The organism is Bacillus sp. JJ1562 (assembly GCF_036962705.1).
Lineage (GTDB): Bacteria > Bacillota > Bacilli > Bacillales > Bacillaceae_L > Ferdinandcohnia.
In genome coordinates, this window is the sequence record NZ_JBALOQ010000033.1 from 14,694 (window position 1) to 37,016 (window position 22,323).

Sequence of the window (22,323 nt, forward strand, 5' to 3'; positions counted from 1 at the left end):
CTGAACCCTTATTGGATTCAGTCTCGCATAATGTCATTACTTATCAATTTGTTGCGGCAATATTAAGTATAGGTAGAACTTTTATCTTTCCTCTTGTTCTACCGCCTCATCGGCACCTTCGCCCACCTTGTTTCCCATAGCCCCGCCGGCAATAGCTCCCGCAACTGTACCAAGTGGACCTAACACAGATCCTACTACAGCACCCGCAGTGGCACCTGCACCCGTTCCTAGTGCCTCACCAGCAGTGACATCATCTCGATTTCGTTTGTTATCAGCCAATTATCCCACCTCCTCTTTTGGGAAATGCTTTTGCCCTTCACACTTCCCTCAAAAGGTAGTTTGCTCAAAGTCGCTACGTAATTATCAAGTGTTTATTTCCTCATTTCCCCAATTCGATTAAAGTACAATTTAGGATCTCTTTTTTATAATTCGACATTTTTATATTTTGTTTGTATATGCACAAACATTCAAATGCATTGTTTGTTTGATTGATTGACAACAAGTGGTTTTTTGGTTAATATTTTTAATACCAAATAATATAATGATTTGTTTGTTATATTTTAAACATTGATTGGATGTGTTTGAATAGTGGATATTTCAGAAAGCTTTTGGAATGCGTCATTAGAAGAGCTTAAACAAGGATATATTGAAGAGTCAGACTCATATTTTTGCCTTTTATGTGGCGAGAAAATTGAAAAAGGGATCATTTATCCTCATGAGGGAATTTTTTATGAAGCCAAGAGATATATGCGTGTTCATATTGAAGGCTCCCACAAATCAGTATTTGATTATTTAATTGGGCTTGATAAAAAACTGACAGGGCTTACCGATCATCAGAATCACCTGCTCCGTCTTTTTTATCAGGGCAAAAGTGATAAAGAAGTTCAGACTGAGATGGGGATCGGCAGCGCCTCTACAATTAGGCATCATCGTTTTGCATTAAAAGAGAAAGAACGTCAAGCAAGGACCTTTTTAGCTATTATGGAGCTTTTAAAAGAAAAAGATCAGCATGCGCCAGCTTTTGTCCCTCCACATAAAACAGCAACAATGGTTGATGATCGCTATGCTATTACGGAAGAGGAACAAAAAGAAATCACTAAAAAGTTTTTACCTGAAGGGATCAATGGACGACTAATAAAATTCCCACCAAAAGAAAAACAAAGGTTGATTATCCTTCGAGAAATAACAAGGCGATTTGAAACGGATATGATTTATACGGAAAAAGAAATTAATCAGGTTATAAGGGATATGTATGATGATTATGTCTTAATTAGGAGATATTTAATTAGTTATGGCTTTTTAGAAAGAAAGGCCGATGGGAGTCAATATTGGCTGAAAAAATAAAGTTGGAAGTGAGTGTCTACAATGGATCGAAAAAAGGAATTGAAACAACAATATAAGGAAACACCAATTGAGGCTGGTGTTTATCAAATAAAAAATACTCAAAATGGAAAAGTATTTATCGGTAGCACCAAAAATTTCAAAACATTAAATGGGTTAAAATTTAGTTTAGAGGCAGGCTCACTTATGAATAAAGAGCTACAAGAAGACTGGAGACAATATGGTGCGAGTGCATTCAGTATTGATATATTAGAAACACTCAAAAAGAAAGATGAACCGTATTTTAATGAAAAAGAAGCCTTGTTAGAACTTGAGTATAAATGGCTAGACCAGCTTCAACCATATGAAGAACGGGGATACAACAAGAAAAAGATCCGTTAATTAAGTGTCAGAGGGATAGGTATATTGCCCCAGGAAATATTTACAACCTTTTTGTAAAAAAATAGGGGGACACGAACCTGTCCCGTGTCCCCCTGTGCGAAAGCATCCTACTTTATTAATCCATGTGCTTCCAAATATTCCTTAGCAACTTCAAAAGGACTTAATCCTTCTACATTCACTAGGAAATTCATTTCTCTCATTTCATCATCCGTTATTTTCCCTGATAATTTATTTAAAGCATCTGCGATTTCCGGATACTTCTTAACTGTTTCTTCACGTAATAATGGAGCCCCTTGGTAGGGAGGGAACAAATGCTGATCATCCTCCAACACTTTAAGTTGATATTGTCGGAGCTCACTATCAGTTGAATAGGCATCAACTAAATTAATCTCACCTGATTCGACTGCTACATAGCGTAATTTCGGCTCCATCGTTACGAGATTGGGGAACTGAATACCGTATAGTGACTGGATACCAAGGTACCCATCTTCACGGTCTGAAAATTCCAATGTAAAACCAGCTTTAATTTTATCTTCTATACCTTTCAAATCGGAAATGGTTTCTAGCCCATATTCATCCGCAAAATCATTTGGGACTGCCAAGGCATATGTGTTGTTAAACTGCATTGGTTTCAGCAAGACCATATTAAATCGCTCCAATAATCCATCCCTTGCTTGTTGATAGACCTGTTGGCGATCTGTACTGTTTGCTGTTTCTTTTAAAAACTCTGAAATGGCTGTTCCAGTAAACTCCGGATAAATATCGATGTCCTCAGATCTAAGTGCGTTGAAGACAAAAGACGTTTTGCCCAGACCTGGTTTTAATTCAACCTGCAAATCTGTTTCATCTTCAATTAAGATTTTATACATATTAATTAATATTTCAGGTTCTGAACCGAGCTTTCCGGCAATCACAACTTTTTGATCTTGATGTCCAAAAAACGGAGCGACGATAATAGCGAAAGCCAATAGTCCAATCGTACCAAGGGTAATAAGGACTTTTTTATATGTTAGATTTTCAAACTTTTTTAGTAAATAATCAAATAGGATCGCAAGGAGTGCGGCTGGTATGGCTCCAAGCAAAATCAGATTTGTATTATTTCTATCAATTCCTAGAAGAATAATATCCCCAAGCCCTCCAGCGCCAATTAATGCGGCAAGTGTGGCTGTACCTACGATTAACACCATTGCTGTCCGAATCCCGGCCATGATAACAGGCATTGCTAGCGGAAATTCCACCCTTATTAATCTTTTTCTTGAGTTCATTCCCATCGCGCGGGCCGCTTCAATTAATGAGGAATCAACTTCTTTAATCCCTGTATATGTATTTCTCAATATAGGTAGTAATGCATAGGCAACTAAAGCGATAATTGCCGGGACTTGTCCAATACCAAATAAAGGAATCAGGATACCCAACAAAGCTAGAGAAGGTATGGTTTGAATCACCGATGTTATGCCGATTATCCCTTCTGCTACCTTTTTATGCCTTGTTAAATAAATTCCAAGCGGAATCGCAATGATTACTGCAAAGAAAAGGGCGATAAAAGAAATCTGGACATGTTCTAATAAAGAACTAACTAATTGATCTTTTCTTCCCAGAAATTCTTGTATAAAATCGTTCATTTGTCAGCCCCCTTTTTCCAATATTGTAGATAGATACTTCATAACCGACCCGCGATCAATATATCCGATTAGGTTTCCATCTTTTTCTATCGTTAATTGTTCATGTTGGGATAAGAGATCCAAAATCTCTTTCATTGGAGTTGAGGAAGATACGATAACAGAAGAGGTTTTCTCTACTTCATTTCCATTTACCGGTTGAAGTAAATCTTCCAAATTAAAATCAATATCCTCATTTTCACTTTTCCCTCGGACAAATTCTTTCACAAAATCATTTGAAGGACTTGAAGTCAGTTGATGTGGTGTTCCGATTTGAACAATTTTTCCGTCCTTCATTATGCAGATTCGATCTGCTAGTTTTAATGCTTCTTTCATATCATGGGTGACAAAAACAGTGGTCTTTTTGAGATTTTTCTTTAACTTTAATAGTTCATCTTGAAGTTTTTCACGACTTATTGGATCCAAGGCACTAAATGGCTCATCCATTAGTATAATCCCCGGATCGGCAGCAAGCGCCCGGATAACACCAACTCTTTGCTGTTGTCCTCCAGACAGTTCACTTGGTTTTCGGTTAGCGTATGTTTCGTATTCTAAACCAACCATATCCATAAGTTCAGAAATTCGTTGTTTAATTTTGTCCCTTTTCCATTTTTTCAGTTCAGGAACAATCGCAATATTTTCCTCTATTGTCATATGCGGAAAAAGGGCAATCTGTTGAAGGACATATCCGATATTCCATCTCAATTCATGGATGTCATATTCGCTTATTTTTTTCCCATCCATAAAAATAGTACCATCTGTTAGAGGAATTAACCGATTGATCATTTTTAGAGTCGTCGTTTTCCCGCAACCACTTGGTCCGATAATGACCACAAATTCCCCTTGCTGAATTTCAAACGATAATGAATCAACAGCAACTGTTCCATCTGGGTATCTTTTAGATACATTTTCAAATTTAATCATAGAACGATTTCTCCTTGTTATAGGATAACTTATTTACAACTCTCACCACTTGACTTGGGCATTGAACGTACCACAACTACTAGTCTTAACTAATACTACATAACATTAGCATGTATATCACGTTTTTCATAAGAACATGCATCTTTATTGAATTATTCAAACCAACTTGCACTTGACTTCTAAAAAGAACATAGGATATAAAGGAATAGTAAGTAAAAAAATTCCTTAACTAATGGAGTATGAGTTTATGTTATCGGTGGTTCTTAACTAATCCATAATTGGATAGCTGGAAGAAGCAAAAACGTAGCAATTGCTATGTTTATTTTACTATGGCTTCTTTTAGAAAGTTAAGAACACGCATCATAGCTATGAAAAATAGATCCTGCTATGGCATGTTTGTCATGGTTTTTTTGTGTTTAAAACCATCTTAGACATTTCAAGCCCAAGGTCTATCTTCTGCCGTCATGAGCGCTTTGTTCATGACGGCTTTTTGTATATGGCCTCGTGAACAAGTCCTCATGAAAGTATTTTTCACACATAAAAAAGGAGGAATTACCATTGAATACTCAAACAATGGAAGCACTTGGTTATTATCAAATTTTAAATGATATCTCACAATACGCAAGAACAAACAGGGGAAAAGAAACACTTCTCTCGTTAAGTCCGACACAAAACAAAAAGAAAATCGAGCATTCTTTACATGAAATTTCAGAAGCAATGAACATCATTAAAATAAGTGGAAGTATACCAATCCACTCTTTGGATCAAATCGGACAATACATCACACATGCAAAAAAAGGAATGGCTCTAAAAGTAGATCAATTTAGTCAAATTGTCTCGTTCCTAGATCACTGTCAAAAGCTAAAGCAATTTATGAAAGATAAGGAATACGTAGGTCCGATGGTAAGCATGTACGCCTCATCAATCGGGGATGTATCAGAGCTGGAAGCAGAAATTAGCCGTTGTTTACGGAATGGTCGAGTGGATGATTATGCATCGAGTGACCTTAACTATTTGCGAAGACACCTTGCCACTCTACAAGAAAAATTAAAGGAGAAAGCACAGTCATTAGTGAAAAGCGGAAGAATTTCTCCGTACTTGCAAGAAACGAACGTCTTTGAACGGTCTGGACGTTATGCTCTTGCAGTGAAAAAGGAATATCGGAAAAAGATTCAAGGCTCAGTCTTAGATACTTCGGCTTCTGGCTCCACCCTCTTTATCGAGCCTGTTGAATTAAGCACGCTCCAGGAGGATATTGAGCTCATTAAAATCGCTGAGGAAACAGAGGTAGAGCGGATATTATATGAACTCACCCAGCTGTTTCTTTCCTATGAACAGGTTATCCAGATTGCTGTTGAAACTATGCATCATTACGATGTTCTCTTCGCTAAAGCTAAGTACAGTCAAATGATTCAAGCAGAAATACCAACAATCAATGAAGAGTTCCGGATTGATCTAAAGGAAGCACGTCATCCGATGCTTGGAAACAAAGCAATTCCGCTCACGATTCCGATTGGAGAAAAGGAACGCGCTCTCGTGATTACGGGCCCAAACACTGGTGGAAAAACAGTTACATTAAAAACGGTCGGGCTCTTAACATTGATGGCACAATCCGGTCTCCCTATTCCCGCTAAAAAGGGTAGTGAACTTGCCATCTTCCAACATATCTTTGTCGATATTGGAGATGGCCAAAGCATCGAGCAAAACTTAAGCACATTTAGCTCACGGATGATCAATATTATTGAAATTTTACGAGCGACAAACGATGCGTCACTCGTATTAATTGATGAACTTGGTTCTGGTACTGACCCAAGGGAAGGTATGTCCCTCGCCATCGTCATATTGGAGCAGTTATATGAAAAAGGCGCTACTTTATTTGCAACTACCCATTATAGTGAAATGAAGAAGTTTGCTGATGAAACGGAAGGTTTTTTAAATGGCTCCATGGAGTTTGATATCCATACATTACAACCAACTTACAGACTTTTACTTGGAAAGAGCGGACAAAGCCAAGCGTTCGATATAGCAGCAAAACTAGGGATGCATCCTTCCCTACTCGAACGTGCACATAAAAAGGCGTACCAAGAGCATAAGGATTTTCATCAAAACATTGCACAGGAAAAGTTACAATCACCTTCCTATCAAAAACAGGTCATTGTGAATAAATATGCTCGAAGTAATGTAGGAAAAAGAAAACAAGAACAGTCTGTATCTAAGATAACGATTTACAACCAAGGAGATAACGTCCTCCTCGTCGCAACAGGTGAAACTGGAATTGTGTACAAAGGGCCAAACGATTATGGTGACTACATTGTGCAAATTAAAGGAGAAAAAAGAACGATTAATTATAAAAGAGTGGAGTTAAAAATTCCGGCTGAGGAGCTATACCCACCCGATTATGATTTTGACATCATATTCAAAAGTAAAGAATATCGAAAAGTAAAAAAAGACATGAACCGAAAATACGTCGAAGGAAAATGGTTAGAGGAGTAGGGTCCGGGACAGGTCCCGCTTCCCACTATTTCTTACAGAAAAAGATGTTCAAAAAGAAAATCCCTCTTCTTGAACATCTTTTGTTTATCATATTTTAAATTCAAGCTCTTCATCAGCAATATAAAAACCTTTTGCCTCGATTTCTTTCCTTAATGCTCCGTCTTTTTGTAATACGGGATTTGAATGATTTAAATGTGTAAAATAAATCTTTGTTTCTCCTACTACATCTTTGAGCAAATCTATCGTCTCTGTTATGAGCGGATGAGGAACTTCCCGAAAATCACGCCCGATATTTGTTAGTTCCTGCGAGGAATAAAAAGTGCCATCTAGTAAACAAATATCCGCTTCCTTCGCTGCATCACGAATATCAATATCCCATTCATCCCAACGATCAATATCTGGAATGAATAACACCTTTTTATTCGGACCTTTAATCCAAAAAGCAAAAGTCTCAGAAAACTCATTTCGATGTGGAACAATAACCGGAGTAACTGTTACATCCGAAGAAATGTTCACAGGTTGTTGATTATAGATTTCTTGGACAACGATGTTTTCAAGTGCAATTAACTGGCTCCATGGCGCATCACTTTCCAGTACCTTTTTCATTTTTGTCCCGGCCATCACGGGTAATTGACGAGAATTAATCGCTTCTTTCCCTAAAAACATCAATCCAGGATAATGGCCGATATGTGCATGCGATAGAAAAATACTACTCATCAGCTTTGATTCCATTCCATATCTCATTTGCAATCGTGCCATTTGTTCTCGCATATCAGGAGTAGCGTCAATTAAATGCCATTTATTCTCTTCTGGTAAAATAATTGCCAATGATGCGGCGGTTCTTTTAAACCTCGGATCTTCCATTGCCCTTTTACAGTTTTCACAAAAACAATTCGCTTGTGGCAATCCTCCATCTTGTGCAGTTCCTACCACATTTAATATAACTTCACTCACTATACAACGTCCCTTTCTACATGTACCTGTTCTTTTTCTTGGCTGTAATCCTTCCTAGCAATTGTCCACCCAGTGTAGCCAAATAGCAGATTTACTAACGGAACAAGATAAATAAAGAACGCATATGGGATAAACTCCCATGCACTGACCCCTAAAATGCTCGTTGCAAACACAGCAGGTACACTCCAAGGTACAAGATTTATTCCGACAGTCCCCATCGATTCAACTGTTCTTGAAAGATTTTTCGTATCTATATTCATATCTTTATATTTTTGAACGAAGGTTCTTGCGGGTAGAATGATTGCCAAAAACTGAGCACCACTTGCTAACCCAACAACAAATGTTGATAAAAGAGTAGAACCGATAAGTGCTCCCGTGGTTTTTACTTTCTTCATCATCTTACCTGTTAATACTTCAAATGTTCCCGTTTCTTCTAAAATACCACCGAGGGCAGTAGCAATCATAAGCATTCCAACAGTTCCAAGCATTGAAGTAAGTCCACCGCGATTTAATAATGAATCAAGTTCACCTAGCCCGGTTTCAATCATAAATCCATTGGTCATAAATTGAACAATTGAACTTACCGAGGTTCCTTGAACCAAAACAGCTAAAACCCCACCTAATAATCCAACACCCATTAATGCCGGCAACGCAGGAGTACGCTTAATCATTAAAAAGATTGTAAAAATCGGTAGCAATAACAATAAAGGGTTAATGACAAAAGCGTCATCTAAACCTGACATAATAGTTTCAATGGTTCCAGAGCTAATACTTGTGCTAGACACCTCAAAACTACCAAACACCCAAAATAATAGTAGGGATAGCAAAAATGCTGGAATCGTATCCCAAAGCATGTGTTTAATGTGACTAAATAAATCCGTATCTACCAAGGCAGCCGCAATATTGGTCGTATCTGATAATGGAGATAGCTTATCCCCTAAATATGCACCAGATATGACAGCCCCAGCAACTAAAGCTGGTGAAAATCCTAAACCCTCACCAATTGCCATGAATGCTAGTCCTACAGTGGCAATTGAGGTAAAGGATGTTCCTAGAGTAATAGAAACAATTCCTGTTACAAGCGCGACGATTGGTACGAACCAGGCTGGATCTATAATCGAAATGCCATAATATATCATTGTCGGAATAACACCACTCGCTATCCAAGACCCAATAATCGTCCCGATTACCAATAAAATAAACACAGCTGGTAAAGCTCTTGTTACTCCATTTACCATCATTTGTTGAATATCATTCCAACTCCATCCGCAGCTAATTGCGACTACGGCTGCTAAAATCACTCCAATTATTAATGGAAAGTTCATACCTGCTTTCCAAATAAAAATGGAACATGCTGCAGCAATTATTAAACCTAGTAATGGAATGATTGCTTTCCAAATTGTAAGATTTGTCTTCACCTTATTCCCCCACCATATATCAGTCAAATGACTTTTTTCTTCTAATAGAATTAGAGATTTCTAAAATTTTACTTTATCACTTTAAAGCTTTTATGCTTTTAAGTATATTATTTTGCCATAATAATATATTTCCCCTAATTAGTCAAATGCCCTCGATCTGTTATGGTTTATGAAACCATAAAAAGAACGAATTCCGAGTGGAGGAATTCGTTCTGTAATTAATAAATACCGTAGATTTCCTCTACGGTATCGGTGCTTAATTCTATTTTTCAGTGAGTTTTTTGTACTCTTTATTAATTACTTCCATTGTTTCTGACAGTTGGTCTCCCCAGTTGTCGTTAACTTTGTTGAATACAACCTTACCAGTTGTATCTAACATTCCATACCCTCTATAAGCCACATCTCCATTTTTCATATCAAACATTTCAACAAGTTCTAACTCAGGGTCCGATATGAAAGGAAGACTTTCACCATAAAGTTCCTCTAACGCGGTATATAACTCTAACTGTTGTTCTGGAGTGTCACCACTAATAATATATGCATTAACGTCTAAGTCATTTAAGACATCTATATTCTGATGCAACTGAACCAGTTGCTTTTGGCAAAGTCCTCAGGTGTATGTAGTGATGAAGAAAAAAAGTACTGGTTTCTCTTGTGGGAATGTAACTTCTTGTTTATTTTGATCCAATAGAGTCATAGATTTACTCATTTCATTAGATCCGCAACCTGTAAGTATAACTGCAGTAATTAATAAAAGTATGAGTAGCTTTAATTTCATAGATTCTCCTCCTCTCTTTTCCGTAATCAACACAAATTTTTTTCAATTATATCATTTACATAGTGTCAACACAATTAATCTAGATACTACCCCCTTGCTAAATGGAAAAAAATTCTATAAATAATTTCATCAATATTCCCCATCCTATTAAAGGGAAAAATTATTTGTGGAGGTAGATTTTTATGGCACAATTAAGAGATATCATGACTTCAAATGTTGTTACAGTTAACGAAACACAGTCTGTCCAAGAAGCTGCGGCATTAATGAGCCAACACAATATTGGAGCTATTCCAGTAGTAAATAACAGCGGACAAATGGTTGGAATTGTCACGGATCGTGATATTACCCTTCGTACGACCGCACAAGGAGAAAGTACACAAACACCAGTATCTCAAGTAATGACTGCACAACAAATCGTACAAGGTACACCTGACATGGATGTTCATGAAGCAGCAAACATAATGGCACAGCAGCAAATTCGCCGATTGCCAGTAGTTGAAAATGGACAAATTACCGGAATGGTTGCTTTAGGTGATCTAGCAGTGGAAAATCAATATGCAAACGAGGCGGAACAAGCATTACAAAACATTTCCACCCCTTCCGCTCCCCAGCAATAATAAGAAATACTATTTAACGTCATAAAAACTTAGCACAGATCTGGCCATGGTCTGTGCTAATATTGTTTAATAGGGATAGAGGGACAGTGTTCATGGTCTCAGGTTTTATCTTCACAATATATCCATAGCCTTTTTGTATATACTGGTGGGATGCGGAATCTGGTCAGCGCGTCCAAAAAGAGAAGGAGATTTATATGAGGAATTCCCCAAAGGTTTACATTTATTATTTATTATCAATGCTCATATGTGTATTGATGTTATTTGGGGTTTATGGAAAAGTTGGACCGTTAATCTTTCAACAGAAAAGTCAAGCGGCTAAGCTTGAATCAATATCTGATCACGAGTATTCAGTAATTCAAAAGGTCCATCTTAATCAACCTGTTACAATTGTGGCCTATGGAGATTCCATTACATGGGGATATGAACGGGATTCTACAAAAGGAAAAGTATATCAGGTTAAAAATCCTTATCCAAAAGTCCTCGAAAAAGAGCTTAGGAAAAAGTACGGCAATAATAAGATAAAAGTTATCAATAAAGGTCATCCTGGCTGGACTTCTATTCAGGCTCTAGAAAATGTCGAAGAGGAAGTTCTTAGCTATAATCCAGACTTAGTCATCACTATGTTTGGTATAAATGATGCTAGAGGTCATAAGAAATATAGCCCAAATGCGCTTCCCATAGCTGTTGAGCGGTATAAAGAAAACAATCGACAAATCCTACAAAAGCTAAAGGAAAATGGAATCGAAGCTGTCATCATCTCTGCAACAACCATTACCAATAACAAGAATAATGGAAATAAAAATCAGCTAAACTATACAAATGCAATTAAATCCTTAGCACAAGAAGAAAAGATCCCGTATATAAATGGTGGGGAAATTCCCATTAAAGGGAATCTAAGTGACGGGATTCATTTTAAAGCAGAACAATATCGATTAATAGCAGAAAAACTAATGAAAGACATATTTTAAGGGACAGAGGGACAGTACCTGTCCCTTGTCCACGTTACATTCGTCATTAAGTAGTAATATACGTCATAAAAAATCATTTTTCTCAATGCCGTCAATAGGAATATCCAAGCATTTTTTTCCTATATTGACAAAAAGAAACAAAAATTTAATTCAGTTAAATCTATTAATATTCAACTATCTTAAAACATTAAAATAGCAAGAAAGTACTAGAAGGAAAAGTCTTCCTCCAATATTACAAAAATCACATGCTATGATGTTGTTGTATCTTGGTACACAACAAGGAGGACTAAATATGAAGAAAACAGTACTATCTTTAGCAGTAGCAGGTGCATTATTGGTTACCGGACCATTAGCTAGTTCTGCGGAACAATTAGATAGCTCCAATAAAAATGTATATGAAGGTCGTTATGTCGTATCTGTCAATAACTCTACGAATTGGAATGACCTCATTCAAAACTTACTTAAAAAATACTATTCCGGGTACGGTCAAACTCAACCAAAAATAGAGGTACCTACACAACCAACTAAGGAACCAACAGAACCAAAGGCTGAGGAACCTGTTCAGGAAAGCCCTGTTGTTCAGCAGCCAGTACAACAGCAACCTGTAGAACAAACAAATGAAACGACAAATCAGGCTACTTATTCATTAAGTCAGTTTGAGCAAGAAGTAGTGACATTAACGAATAATGAACGTGCAAAACAAGGCTTACAGCCACTAAAAATTGATCTAAAATTAAGTGAGGTTGCGAGAACAAAATCTTCTGATATGAAGACGAATGGGTATTTTTCTCATACAAGCCCTACCTATGGATCGCCATTTGATATGATGAAACAATTTGGCGTTCAATATCGTGCCGCTGGTGAAAATATTGCGATGGGACAACGTTCTCCACAAGAGGTTGTAAATGGGTGGATGAATAGCGAAGGTCATCGTAAGAATATATTAAACTCAAACTTTACTCATATTGGTATAGGTCATGTGGAAGGTAACTATTGGACACAGATGTTTATTGGTAAATAAGGTCTTTAGCCAAGGTTGATATTTTCCTATTTTAATAGATTTGGCACTCAGCGAAGGTTCGTTGAGTGCCATTTTTATTAGCAACGTCTTTTTTCTTTTTCCTCTACTTCAATTGTATTCTTTTACCATCGCTTGCAGATTGATAGGCGGCATAAATAACTCGGATGGTTTCTTCTGCTATATCTATTCCAGATAGAGGTTGTCTGTTCGTGACAATGCATTCCATAAAATCTTGCAGTTCATTTGTGTAGCCTCTTAGGATTTCTTCAGCGATAAACACGTTATTCCATCCCATTTTCAACTCTAGCATCTCTGAAATGTAGATATTCTCTAGACCTTCCTGATCTGGAAAATAAGTTTGCATATTATTGGTTGGGGTAATATTGCACATTAACACTCCATCATTAGCATATATCTCAATATAATTCTTTGTCCCACCTAACACATGGTCACTTGACATAACTACAGCTTTTGTACCATCTGAAAAAGTAATGGTGATATTTGCGAAATCCTCTACATCGATCGGCTTACTAGTAAGATGGCGTTTATCATAATCGGACAATGATGTAATGATATTACCTGTATCTGCCGTTACGCTTACTACTGAAATTTTTTCTTCCCTAGCTTCCGCCTCTACTTGCTTTAGCCAGAGCACACCTGAAACAGGGTGACAACCTAGTCGCATCAATGCACCACCACCAGACTTATCCCACATCCCCGCCAATGCTGAACTAGAACCTCTAATACTTTCTTCACCTTTCATAAACAATAATTTACTCTTTTTACTTCTGATGATTTCAGCGGCCTTTAAAACATTAGGTGAATAAATATAGTTTTCTGCATACATAAACAATTTCTTGCTTGAAGCAATGATCTCTTTCGCTTCTTCGATCTCATTTATAATGGTTTCATACATTTTTTCCTTGGAGACTTTAAGTCCAATCGGCTTTTCGTCTTCCTCTTCTCCGAAATAACCCGTTAACGGTTTTTCACAAATGACGTGCTTACCAGCTTTTAATGCTTCTAATGCAAACTTTAAATGTAGATGAGGCGGGGTTACAATATCAATGACATCAATTTCTTCATCATTTATTACTTCTAAAAAGTCAGTAGAAATCTTCTCAAACCCATATGTTTTCGCGACTTCTTCAGCCCTTTTTCTATCTAAATCAACGATTGTTTTTAGCCTAACATTCACACCGCTTACTTTTGAATAACCCCTTCCATGTAAATGTGCTGCATAACCTGCACCGACTAAAGCCACTGTAACTGTTTTCACTATTTATCCTCCTCTCTGCAAGTGGCTGACCTTGTTAATTAAAACTTCAAAAGAATCTTCCCAAAGTCTCCCGATAATGCACTATCATATGCATGTTGATATTCAACTAATGGAACAACCTTTGATACAATCGTATCCACATTTAAATCAGGATCCCTTAAATAATCAATTGTTTTTAAATAATCTTCTGGAAAGTTGTAAGTAATGGTTCCGTGGATCGATTGATCGTTTCTGACAAGCTGTGTAAAAGGAATCGTTACTTCTGGTGCAAGACCAATCGCCAGCATAGATCCACCTGGCTTTAATATTTGGAAAGCATGTTCAACTGATGCTTTTACTCCTGCTGCTTCGATGACAATATCAAACTTTTCATTATCCGTAATCTCCTGAGGAAAGAGGGTTCGAATATCGCCAATATTTTTGACCATCTCAAGCTTTTTTGGATTTATGTCTATAGCTGTCACATTCGCACCTAAATGGGTAGCTAATGCAGCTGCTAACATACCTATACTCCCACTGCCAACAATCGCAACATCGTACCCCTTTTTGATAGAAACTTTATTAAAACCGCTGACAACCACGGCAAACGGCTCAATCAAAACCGCTTTTTCGTCAGGAAGATCAGCTGGGATCGATAGGATCAGTTTTGTTGAAATGACAAATTCCTCAGAAAATCCACCATCCATATTTATTCCTAATGATTTTTTATTACGACAAATATTCGTCCGCCCGTTCCGACACATCTCACATTCTCCACAGTATGTGTTGGGTAAAATAACAACTCGAGTTCCCACTTCATATTTGGATTGCGGACCACATTCAATTATCGTTCCAACTAATTCATGTCCCGGCCTCACTGGATACTTTCCGTGTGCAAATTTCCCTTGTAATAAACTAAGATCAGACCCACAAATTCCACCATAACTTACTCGAATTTTCACTTCATCATCTTGCGGGGTTTCTAATGATTCCACTTCTCTTAATTCAATTTCAAATGGTTTTTTCACATATAATTCCAACATTGATTTCCCCTCCATTACCATGTATTGTGTTACTACCGTTTTATACAATCATAAATCGACTGAATGACCATTAGATTAGCAATGGACTCTTCCGGACTAAATAAAAGAGATTTCCCCATAAAAATACACTTAGAAAAATGTTCAACTTGGGAAACGTAGGCGTTGACTGGATCTAGGAAAACCACTGTCTCCTCTTTTCCGTTCTTCTGAATCGTTATTTGTGGATGGCGAAAAGGGAAATTGATTTTAATGATTCCCTCCGTCCCTGAAATCTCTAATGACTGGTTATAATCACTTTGAAATGTGCATGCAAATTGAGCGAGTCTTCCCCCTGGAAATCTCATTGAAGAAACAACAGATAAATCGACTTTATTAACATCAAAATCTGCAAAAGCCTGCACTTCTAACGGTTCATCACCCATAATATATCTAATTCCATTTACACAATAGGAACCTATATCATAAAGCACACCACCGCCAAGTAATGGGCTCAACCGAATATCATCCTTATTATCTACTGAGATCGAATAGCCAATTTGAACGTTTCGAACTTCTCCAATTTGTCCAGAATCAATTAATTCCCTCAAGCGACGCCACTCTGGATGAAAGCGGAATGCGAAAGCTTCCATAAAGACAACATTATTCTGACGACAGACATACACCATCTCTTCTATTTCCTTGACAGTGAGTGCAGCCGGTTTTTCACATAAGACATGCTTGCCCGCTTCTGCTGCTCGTATCGTCCATTCCTTATGTAAATGATTAGGAAGGGGAATGTAGACCGCATCAATATCTGGATCCTTCAGAAGTTCCTCATAGCTTCGGTATGTACGTGGAATAGAAAATGTTTGTGCGAATTCTTTTGCTTTCTCCTCACTTCTGCTTGCAATAGCAAGTAACTGAGAATTTGCTGCCTCCTTAATTGCCGGTATCAACCGTTCCTTTGCTATCCAGGCAGATCCTAAGATTCCCCATCTAACCCTACCCTTTTCCAAGTTTCCCCTCTCCTTTCAAGATTTTGTCTAGCATAAATTCGGAAAGACTGAATAAATGCCCATACTTTTTTAATAAAAACGGGTCCAAGTAAAATATGGACCCGTTAATAAATAATAAATGCGCCTTGGCGTATTGCGCCCGATTTTTTTCGAGCTTGCTCGAAAAATTTCCTTTGAAAAATTGTGGCATCCGCCGGAGGCTTTAACTTTATTCAGTCTGGGTTTGAACCGCCACGCAATCTAGACACTCTTTGCAATTATCCTTCACTTGTAGAAGTAGGAGATCTCTACTGAATAAAGTTAATTTTTAGCTGCTTCAAGCAGTTTATCAACTAATTCTTCACCAATTTCTTTTTTATGTTTATCATACACAGATGTTACTTTATCTGCCCAAACCTGTCTTTCTTCCGGAGTTAACTCAGTAATGACCATACCTCTGTTCTTGAGTTCTTCCTTGTATGTTTCATCTTCTTTTGCTTTTTCCTCACGTTGGAAATCTCGCGCTTCGGTAGCTGCTTTTTTAATTGCCGCCTGCTCATCTTCTGATAAGCCTTCAAACCATTGCTTATTCACCATAAATGGATTTACACCAATCAGATGTTGGGTTTCTGTAATATATTTTTGTACCTCGTTGAAATTAGCCTCGGCGATTACACTAAATGGGTTTTCCTGTCCATCTACGATTCCTTGTTGCAAGGATGTAAATAATTCAGGGAATGCCATAGGTGTTGGAACTGCACCAAGTTCTGTCCAAACATCTAACTGGATTTGGTTTTCCAATGTTCTGATTTTTAAACCATCAAGCTCCGATGGCTTCTTTATCTCATGTGTGTTATTTGTTAGATTTCGAATACCACTTTCCCAGAAACTGAAACCAATAATCCCAATATCCTCAAGATCAGCTAAAACTTCTTGCCCGATAGGACCATCAAGTATTTCATGAGATGTTTCTCTATCCGGGAACACAAATGGTAATGACCAAAGGTTGAAACGAGGCGAGAAGTTAGCAGTTACTGCTGCTCCCACAGGTCCACCATGAATCGTACCAAGTTGAATACCTTCAATGATGTCACGCTCTCCACCTAGTTGACTGTCTGGAAAAACTTCTACAGAGATGGAGCCATTCGTTTCGGCCTCTACGATTTCCTTAAATTTGAACATTGCTTTGCCCATAGCAACGTCTGGTTTATCCGTAGAGCCAATTTTCATAACTGTAACTTTTCCTGGTGCTTCTTCTTTTTTCCCATCACTAGGCTTCTCAGAATTGGGAGCTGATGAATCCGTGCTACATGCGGCTAAAGCCAACACAAGCAAAAAACAAATCGCGTACATGAACTTCTTCATACTTTGACACCCCTTTGTTTTATTTGAAAGTTTTGAAGGTTATTAGGTTATAACCTTCAAAATCTCTTTCAACTTTAGCAATACCTATTTCGCAAATAATTCAGGAATCCACATTGAAATGCTTGGGATATAGCTTAGGATAAAAATATTAGCAATCATCACAGCTATAAACAGTGCTGAGTATTTTAATAATTGCTCTACCTTAATATTTGCAACTTGGCTTACCATAAATAGATTAACTCCGAATGGTGGTGTAATCATTCCCATTGCTAAGTTAACGATCATCACAATACCAAAATGAACTGGATCGATCCCATATGTAATCGCCACTGGAGTTAAAATCGGTGCAAGTATTAGAATAGCCGCTCCAGAATCGAAGAACATTCCCACTATAAATAACAGTAAATTTATAATTAGTAAGAAAATAATAGGGTTATTTGAAACCTCACTAAACCAAGTAGCAACTGCCTGCGGTACACCGTCACTTGTAAGAATCCAGCCGAAAAGTCCAGCAGTGGCAATAATTACTAAGATTACTGAACTTGTTAAAGCAGCATCATAAAAAACCTTTGGAAGGTCCTTCCACTTCAGTTCTTTGTATACAAATAATCCAATAATCAAAGCATATACACAGGCTACGACCGCAGATTCAGTCGGTGTAAAATAGCCGCTGTAGATACCACCTAATATAATAAATGGCATCAATAATGCCAAGATTGCATCCTTAAATGTTACGAACTTTTCCTTCCATGTAAAGCTTCTTTCACCTGAGTATTTGTTTATTTTTGAAACCACGTAAACAAGAAGCATAAAAGTAAATCCAATCATGATACCAGGAATTATTCCTGCAAAAAACAAATCCTTTATTGATACTCCTGTAGCAACGCCAAATAATATGAGCGGTATACTCGGTGGAATAATGACTCCCAACTCTCCTGATGCAGCAACAGTTGACGAGGCAAAGCCTTTATCATAACCTTTGGCTACCATCGCAGGAATCATAATGGCCCCAATGGCAGCAACGGTTGCAACACCTGAGCCTGAGATTGAAGCAAAAAACATACAGGCCAAGACTGAAACCATTCCTAATCCGCCTGTCATTGATGAAACAAGTGAATATGAAAAATCTACTATTCTTTTTGATATACCCCCTTTTTCCATCAATCCACCGGCAAGGATAAAGAAGGGAACAGCTAATAATGTAAAAGAGTCTATAGTTGTAAATAGTCTTTGGATGATAACGGTTGGTGGGGTACCGTCCATAAATACCAATAAAGCAGACGATAACCCAATAGAAATTGCTACTGGAACACTTAATAATAAGAACAATATAAACGAGATAAATAATAAAATTGGACCCATTACACTTGTTCCCCTCCGTCCATATCCCATACTCCTTCACCCCAAGCTACCACGGTATTTAAGAGCATAATTAAACTTCCTAATGGTATTGCAACGTAAGAGATGGACATAGGTAAATGCATCGCAGCAGATTTTTGCAAATGAACAATTTCAAGTATTTGAAGACTGTACATTAAGATAATGATACAAAACACCATTGTAATAAGTGCTGCAAGACCCCTTATTCCTCTTTCGACTTTGGGTGGAAATTTAATAAGTGAAAATAAAAATTCAAGACGGATCAACTTTGCATATCTAATCGCTAGACCAGCCCCGACAAATGTGATCCAAACTAAAAAATACCTTAATAGCTCGGAAGACCAACTAAGCGGAGTGTTAAAAACCTCACGTGAAATAATTTGCCAAGTTAATATAACTAATGACGCCGCTAGCAAAAATCCAATTAAAAACTTAATCAATTGATTAACCTTATCCATTACTAGAACAAAGACTTTCAATTCATCACCCCTTAACCATAATACGTATTGTTTGCTTTTCATTTATTACTTTTCTTCTTAAGCGCGTTCCGCTCGGTAACGCTTACATTTTAGATCGATCTAAAAAAGTTCCTAAGAAAGTTCATTCACTCTAATTACTTAAAAATTAACTAATCTATTTGTCTTCAAAAGATCAAAAATATAAGAATACTCTTGTCTCGGGTTAATGATTCCATGGTATGGAACTCATCAACCTTATAGCGGAACTTATTAAAATTAGAATACCATAAACCTTTGGAATTGTCAGTAAATTTTTATAATTTTATCTCTTTTTATTATACTCCTACTTTTACAAGTGCACTCGTTTGAATAGATTCATAGCAAGACTCAATTACTCGCATATTATGAGTTGTAGAGACTCCAGTATTAATTGGGTCAGAATCGTATAATATAGCATTTGAAAAATGTTCTACTTCTAGGCGAAAAATATCACCTTGAATTTTTTCTTCACGTGTTAATCCTGCAGTTTGTACAATTACTTGACCCACATGACCATTAAAATCAGGACGAAAAGCGTAAGGAACCTTTATCATACCCTTTGTACCAATCACTTCGTATTCCTGTCTACGCGTCATATCAAAACTACAATCAAAGATCGCAGTTATTCCATTCGCTAGATTGAAAAATCCGTATGTGGACAAGTCAATTCCTGTTGCAGAGTCTATTACTGCATGAGCTTGAACTTCAATAGGTTCGGATTGTGAGATATTCCGGATGGCGTGGATTGCATAACAGCCCACATCATATAAACTACCTCCACCCATATCTTTTCCCATGCGAATGTTCGTATCACGATTTTCCATATAATAAGTATGGCTTGCTCTGATTAGTTTTACCTCTCCAATTTCCTCAGAAGCGATTATTTCTTTTACCCGCTCGTGCTGTGGATGAAATTGATACATAAATCCTTCCATGAACTTCACATTTTGTTCTCGACAAATTTGAATCATTTCAATAGCTTCGTCTGATGTTAAGGCTGCTGGTTTTTCGCATAGGACGTGTTTACCTTGTTTAGCAGCTTCGATCACCCATCTTTTATGTAAGTGGTTTGGAAGAGGTATATATACAGCATCAACTTCCTTGTCATTCAGGAGCTCATCATAGTCTTCATAAGCTTTTGGAATATTGAATTCCTTCGCTAATTCATGAGCTTTACTTCCACGGCTTGAAATTGCAATGATTTCAGAATTTTTCGCTCGGATTATTGCTGGAATTAACTGTGTTCGTGCGATATTTGCAGTACCTAGTACACCCCAACGAATTTTACTCATTTTTACATCCCCTTTTATCATATTACCCCTTAAAGGAAACACTTTAAATCATTTTCTCCTTTTAATGAGGATAGCTTTTGGCTTGTTTATTACATATAACTGACATCTATTTCTAGTAATTTTTCAACTGAATTCCTTTTTGCCTGAATCAATTCAAGTACAAGACCTTCAGGTAGTTGAACCCAATTACGTCCCTTATGTGACTCTGTTACGCTCCAGTTATACACCTCTTGGAGTGCGGATTCCAAATCCTCTGTCATAATCGCAATATGGGTCAATTGCCCCTCAGATTTTTCAAAATCAAGGGCTGAGATTATCTGAAGACCACCTTGTAACCAAACCTGTGTCGGGTTTGCTTCTGATCCTTCCATATTAACGACTTTCATTCCTAGTGCTTCCCTAAAGAATCGAATATGCCAGAGGATGTCTTTTACACAAAATGCTGTATGCTCAATGTAAGATCTTTTATGATAACTCAAAACCTTATCACTCCTTATCATTTACAGTGTCTAATTTTTTGGTAACTTCCTAATCTACTAGTCCTTCAACGTTCTTTAGCTGGTATTCAATTCCCTTAATAGAAGCTACTAATGATTGATTAACAGGCGTTGGAATATTACATTTTTTGCCGTATCTGACTATTGCACCATTAATGTAATCAATTTCAGTTACCGACATTTTTTCTAGACTTTGTAGAGTGGAAGTTTTGAAGTCTGCAGGTAAACCTTCAGCAGCTTTTAACCAAATTTCTTCCGGATTCTCGGTTGCCAGGACTATACCGTTGGCTTTTGCAACGGCGATTCCTTCTGCAATTGCTTCGAATGCACACTCCTTAATTTCAGATACCTTATACAAGTTACCATATGTTAGCCTTGTAATACCTGACAATGCACCCGTGGCAGTATTGATTAATAATTTGTCCCAAAGAATTCCCATAATATTATGACTTACTACAGTTAACAATCCCGCTTTCGAAAACAATTTTGCAACTTGAGTCACTCTATCTGTAATGCTACCATCTAGTTCCCCAATGTAAGTGTATTTATTTTGGGTGCCGGCAAGAACCCTTCCTGGTCCTAACAAAACACCACCTACATATGTTTTTCCTGCCAGGATACGCTCTTTTCCAATAACTTCAGCGATGGTTTCCTCATTACCAAGACCGTTTTGCAATGACATAACTATTGTTTTATCTCCTATGAGCCCTTTTGCATTTTCAATTGCTTGCTTTGTATGAAATGATTTTACAAGTATAATTAGCAAGTCTACTGGACCAATTCCTTCACATTTCCGTCTGGCCTGCGCTTTTACTAGCCGTTCAGTCGTTCCATCTGTAATTATAAGGCCTTTGGAATTAATAGTGTCGACATAATCTTGACGATGATTGACTAAAATCACCTCCATTCCAGCTTCTGCTAATGTTCCTCCAATTGCGCTCCCTAATGAACCTGCTCCTAATATACAAATCTTCATATCTTCCTATCACCCCATCCCATCTTACTTACCTTTCTGTCTCATTTCTCAATTGTGAAGAATTTTAGAATGTGTTGAGCTATTACACAGAGATCACCTTTTTGATTGTATACCTCGACTTTTGCGTATGATTTCAAGTTTTCTTCATCAATATTTACAATAGTATAGTGAGCAGTTAAAGTATCTCCAAAAAACACCGGATTAGTAAATCGAAGCCGATCATAACCATATGAAACACTAGGCATTTCTGATCGAGCTTGAACTTGAATAAGCGTAGAGGCCGTAGAGCCTAATGCAAATACTAGTACCCCGTGGGCAATTCTCTTTTTATATGGAGTATTTTTCATGAATTCCTCATTCATATGCATTTGACTAAAATCTCCCGTTATACCTGCAAACAAATATACATCTGATTCGCTAATCGTTTTCGTATATGAAACTGTGTCCCCAATTTGAAATGGTATTTGATTATTCATAGCTTCTCCTCT

General features: G+C 37.4%; 23 protein-coding genes. 6 read left to right on the top strand and 17 right to left on the bottom strand.

Annotation, left to right across the window (positions count from 1 at the left end; all coding sequences use genetic code 11):
* Positions 1-81: 81 nt before the first annotated feature.
* Positions 82-279, bottom strand: coding sequence for a glycine zipper domain-containing protein (locus V7097_RS18345; RefSeq protein WP_335705089.1), 198 nt, complete (start codon positions 277-279; stop codon positions 82-84).
* A gap of 309 nt (positions 280-588) precedes the next feature.
* On the opposite strand from V7097_RS18345, the gene V7097_RS18350 reads away from it, so the two are divergent.
* Entirely contained in the window at positions 589-1,344 is a 756-nt protein-coding gene (locus tag V7097_RS18350; protein ID WP_335705090.1) for a DUF2087 domain-containing protein, read from the top strand.
* 21 nt (positions 1,345-1,365) lie between these two features.
* Positions 1,366-1,722, top strand: a complete 357-nt coding sequence (locus tag V7097_RS18355) for a GIY-YIG nuclease family protein (RefSeq protein WP_335705091.1) — start codon at positions 1,366-1,368, stop codon at positions 1,720-1,722.
* A gap of 107 nt (positions 1,723-1,829) precedes the next feature.
* Here the strand turns inward: V7097_RS18355 and opuFB are convergent, their stop codons facing one another.
* Together opuFB and V7097_RS18365 are read right to left on the bottom strand one after the other, a co-directional pair.
* Positions 1,830-3,344, bottom strand: coding sequence for an osmoprotectant update ABC transporter permease/substrate-binding subunit OpuFB (opuFB, locus tag V7097_RS18360; protein WP_335705092.1), 1,515 nt, complete (start codon positions 3,342-3,344; stop codon positions 1,830-1,832).
* 3 nt (positions 3,345-3,347) lie between these two features.
* On the bottom strand, positions 3,348-4,304 hold the full coding sequence (locus V7097_RS18365; protein ID WP_335705093.1) for an ABC transporter ATP-binding protein: 957 nt from the start codon (positions 4,302-4,304) through the stop codon (positions 3,348-3,350).
* A gap of 558 nt (positions 4,305-4,862) precedes the next feature.
* Between V7097_RS18365 and V7097_RS18370 the strand changes: the two genes are divergently transcribed.
* A complete protein-coding gene (locus V7097_RS18370; RefSeq protein WP_335705094.1) occupies positions 4,863-6,797 on the top strand; it encodes an endonuclease MutS2 in 1,935 nt (644 codons plus the stop codon).
* A gap of 87 nt (positions 6,798-6,884) precedes the next feature.
* Here the strand turns inward: V7097_RS18370 and V7097_RS18375 are convergent, their stop codons facing one another.
* From V7097_RS18375 to V7097_RS18390, 4 genes are all read right to left on the bottom strand, one after another.
* A complete protein-coding gene (locus V7097_RS18375; RefSeq protein WP_335705095.1) occupies positions 6,885-7,751 on the bottom strand; it encodes an MBL fold metallo-hydrolase in 867 nt (288 codons plus the stop codon).
* Complete coding sequence (gene nhaC / locus V7097_RS18380; RefSeq protein WP_335705096.1) at positions 7,751-9,169, bottom strand: Na+/H+ antiporter NhaC; 1,419 nt, start codon at positions 9,167-9,169, stop codon at positions 7,751-7,753. The genes V7097_RS18375 and nhaC overlap by 1 nt, the downstream gene beginning before the upstream one ends.
* 262 nt (positions 9,170-9,431) lie before the next feature.
* The gene (locus tag V7097_RS18385) at positions 9,432-9,761 is read right to left on the bottom strand and encodes a hypothetical protein (RefSeq protein ID WP_335705134.1); all 330 of its coding nucleotides are present in this window, start codon (positions 9,759-9,761) and stop codon (positions 9,432-9,434) included.
* An 18-nt stretch (positions 9,762-9,779) separates the two neighbouring features.
* On the bottom strand, positions 9,780-9,947 hold the full coding sequence (locus V7097_RS18390; RefSeq protein ID WP_335705097.1) for a hypothetical protein: 168 nt from the start codon (positions 9,945-9,947) through the stop codon (positions 9,780-9,782).
* Between the two features lie 182 nt (positions 9,948-10,129).
* Between V7097_RS18390 and V7097_RS18395 the strand changes: the two genes are divergently transcribed.
* The 3 genes from V7097_RS18395 (at position 10,130) to V7097_RS18405 (ending at position 12,553) form a co-directional block, all read left to right on the top strand.
* The gene (locus V7097_RS18395) at positions 10,130-10,564 is read left to right on the top strand and encodes a CBS domain-containing protein (RefSeq protein WP_335705098.1); all 435 of its coding nucleotides are present in this window, start codon (positions 10,130-10,132) and stop codon (positions 10,562-10,564) included.
* A 194-nt stretch (positions 10,565-10,758) separates the two neighbouring features.
* Positions 10,759-11,532 carry an SGNH/GDSL hydrolase family protein gene (locus V7097_RS18400; RefSeq protein ID WP_335705099.1) on the top strand — a complete coding sequence of 258 codons (774 nt, stop codon included), beginning with the start codon at positions 10,759-10,761 and terminating at the stop codon, positions 11,530-11,532.
* Positions 11,533-11,824: 292 nt separating this feature from the next.
* Entirely contained in the window at positions 11,825-12,553 is a 729-nt protein-coding gene (locus tag V7097_RS18405; protein ID WP_335705100.1) for a CAP domain-containing protein, read from the top strand.
* A 103-nt stretch (positions 12,554-12,656) separates the two neighbouring features.
* Here the strand turns inward: V7097_RS18405 and V7097_RS18410 are convergent, their stop codons facing one another.
* The 10 genes from V7097_RS18410 to V7097_RS18455 form a co-directional block, all read right to left on the bottom strand.
* The gene (locus V7097_RS18410) at positions 12,657-13,832 is read right to left on the bottom strand and encodes a Gfo/Idh/MocA family protein (protein WP_335705101.1); all 1,176 of its coding nucleotides are present in this window, start codon (positions 13,830-13,832) and stop codon (positions 12,657-12,659) included.
* Between the two features lie 38 nt (positions 13,833-13,870).
* On the bottom strand, positions 13,871-14,854 hold the full coding sequence (locus tag V7097_RS18415; protein WP_335705102.1) for a zinc-dependent alcohol dehydrogenase: 984 nt from the start codon (positions 14,852-14,854) through the stop codon (positions 13,871-13,873).
* Between the two features lie 32 nt (positions 14,855-14,886).
* The gene (locus tag V7097_RS18420) at positions 14,887-15,849 is read right to left on the bottom strand and encodes a Gfo/Idh/MocA family protein (RefSeq protein ID WP_335705103.1); all 963 of its coding nucleotides are present in this window, start codon (positions 15,847-15,849) and stop codon (positions 14,887-14,889) included.
* Between the two features lie 300 nt (positions 15,850-16,149).
* Positions 16,150-17,193 (bottom strand): TRAP transporter substrate-binding protein, encoded by a 1,044-nt coding sequence (locus tag V7097_RS18425; RefSeq protein ID WP_335705104.1) that lies wholly within the window; start codon positions 17,191-17,193, stop codon positions 16,150-16,152.
* Between the two features lie 84 nt (positions 17,194-17,277).
* Positions 17,278-18,555, bottom strand: coding sequence for a TRAP transporter large permease (locus tag V7097_RS18430; protein ID WP_335705105.1), 1,278 nt, complete (start codon positions 18,553-18,555; stop codon positions 17,278-17,280).
* Positions 18,555-19,052, bottom strand: a complete 498-nt coding sequence (locus tag V7097_RS18435) for a TRAP transporter small permease (protein ID WP_335705106.1) — start codon at positions 19,050-19,052, stop codon at positions 18,555-18,557. The genes V7097_RS18430 and V7097_RS18435 overlap by 1 nt, the downstream gene beginning before the upstream one ends.
* Before the next feature lie 314 nt (positions 19,053-19,366).
* Positions 19,367-20,362 (bottom strand): Gfo/Idh/MocA family protein, encoded by a 996-nt coding sequence (locus tag V7097_RS18440; RefSeq protein WP_335705107.1) that lies wholly within the window; start codon positions 20,360-20,362, stop codon positions 19,367-19,369.
* 89 nt (positions 20,363-20,451) lie between these two features.
* Complete coding sequence (locus V7097_RS18445; protein WP_335705108.1) at positions 20,452-20,841, bottom strand: VOC family protein; 390 nt, start codon at positions 20,839-20,841, stop codon at positions 20,452-20,454.
* 49 nt (positions 20,842-20,890) lie between these two features.
* Complete coding sequence (locus V7097_RS18450; RefSeq protein ID WP_335705109.1) at positions 20,891-21,835, bottom strand: ketopantoate reductase family protein; 945 nt, start codon at positions 21,833-21,835, stop codon at positions 20,891-20,893.
* 41 nt (positions 21,836-21,876) lie between these two features.
* On the bottom strand, positions 21,877-22,311 hold the full coding sequence (locus V7097_RS18455) for a MaoC family dehydratase (protein WP_335705110.1): 435 nt from the start codon (positions 22,309-22,311) through the stop codon (positions 21,877-21,879).
* Positions 22,312-22,323: the final 12 nt, after the last annotated feature.

Bases quoted from the DNA above. Each gene is read 5' to 3' on its own strand.
- V7097_RS18365 (WP_335705093.1), bottom strand. From the start codon at position 4,304: ATGATTAAATTTGAAAATGTATCTAAAAGATACCCAGATGGAACAGTT.
- V7097_RS18450 (WP_335705109.1), bottom strand. From the start codon at position 21,835: ATGAAGATTTGTATATTAGGAGCAGGTTCATTAGGGAGCGCAATTGGA.
- V7097_RS18455 (WP_335705110.1), bottom strand. From the start codon at position 22,311: ATGAATAATCAAATACCATTTCAAATTGGGGACACAGTTTCATATACG.
- V7097_RS18395 (WP_335705098.1), top strand. From the start codon at position 10,130: ATGGCACAATTAAGAGATATCATGACTTCAAATGTTGTTACAGTTAAC.
- V7097_RS18440 (WP_335705107.1), bottom strand. From the start codon at position 20,362: ATGAGTAAAATTCGTTGGGGTGTACTAGGTACTGCAAATATCGCACGA.
- V7097_RS18400 (WP_335705099.1), top strand. From the start codon at position 10,759: ATGAGGAATTCCCCAAAGGTTTACATTTATTATTTATTATCAATGCTC.
- V7097_RS18390 (WP_335705097.1), bottom strand. From the start codon at position 9,947: ATGAAATTAAAGCTACTCATACTTTTATTAATTACTGCAGTTATACTT.
- V7097_RS18415 (WP_335705102.1), bottom strand. From the start codon at position 14,854: ATGTTGGAATTATATGTGAAAAAACCATTTGAAATTGAATTAAGAGAA.
- V7097_RS18430 (WP_335705105.1), bottom strand. From the start codon at position 18,555: ATGGGTCCAATTTTATTATTTATCTCGTTTATATTGTTCTTATTATTA.
- V7097_RS18405 (WP_335705100.1), top strand. From the start codon at position 11,825: ATGAAGAAAACAGTACTATCTTTAGCAGTAGCAGGTGCATTATTGGTT.
- opuFB (WP_335705092.1), bottom strand. From the start codon at position 3,344: ATGAACGATTTTATACAAGAATTTCTGGGAAGAAAAGATCAATTAGTT.
- V7097_RS18355 (WP_335705091.1), top strand. From the start codon at position 1,366: ATGGATCGAAAAAAGGAATTGAAACAACAATATAAGGAAACACCAATT.
- V7097_RS18425 (WP_335705104.1), bottom strand. From the start codon at position 17,193: ATGAAGAAGTTCATGTACGCGATTTGTTTTTTGCTTGTGTTGGCTTTA.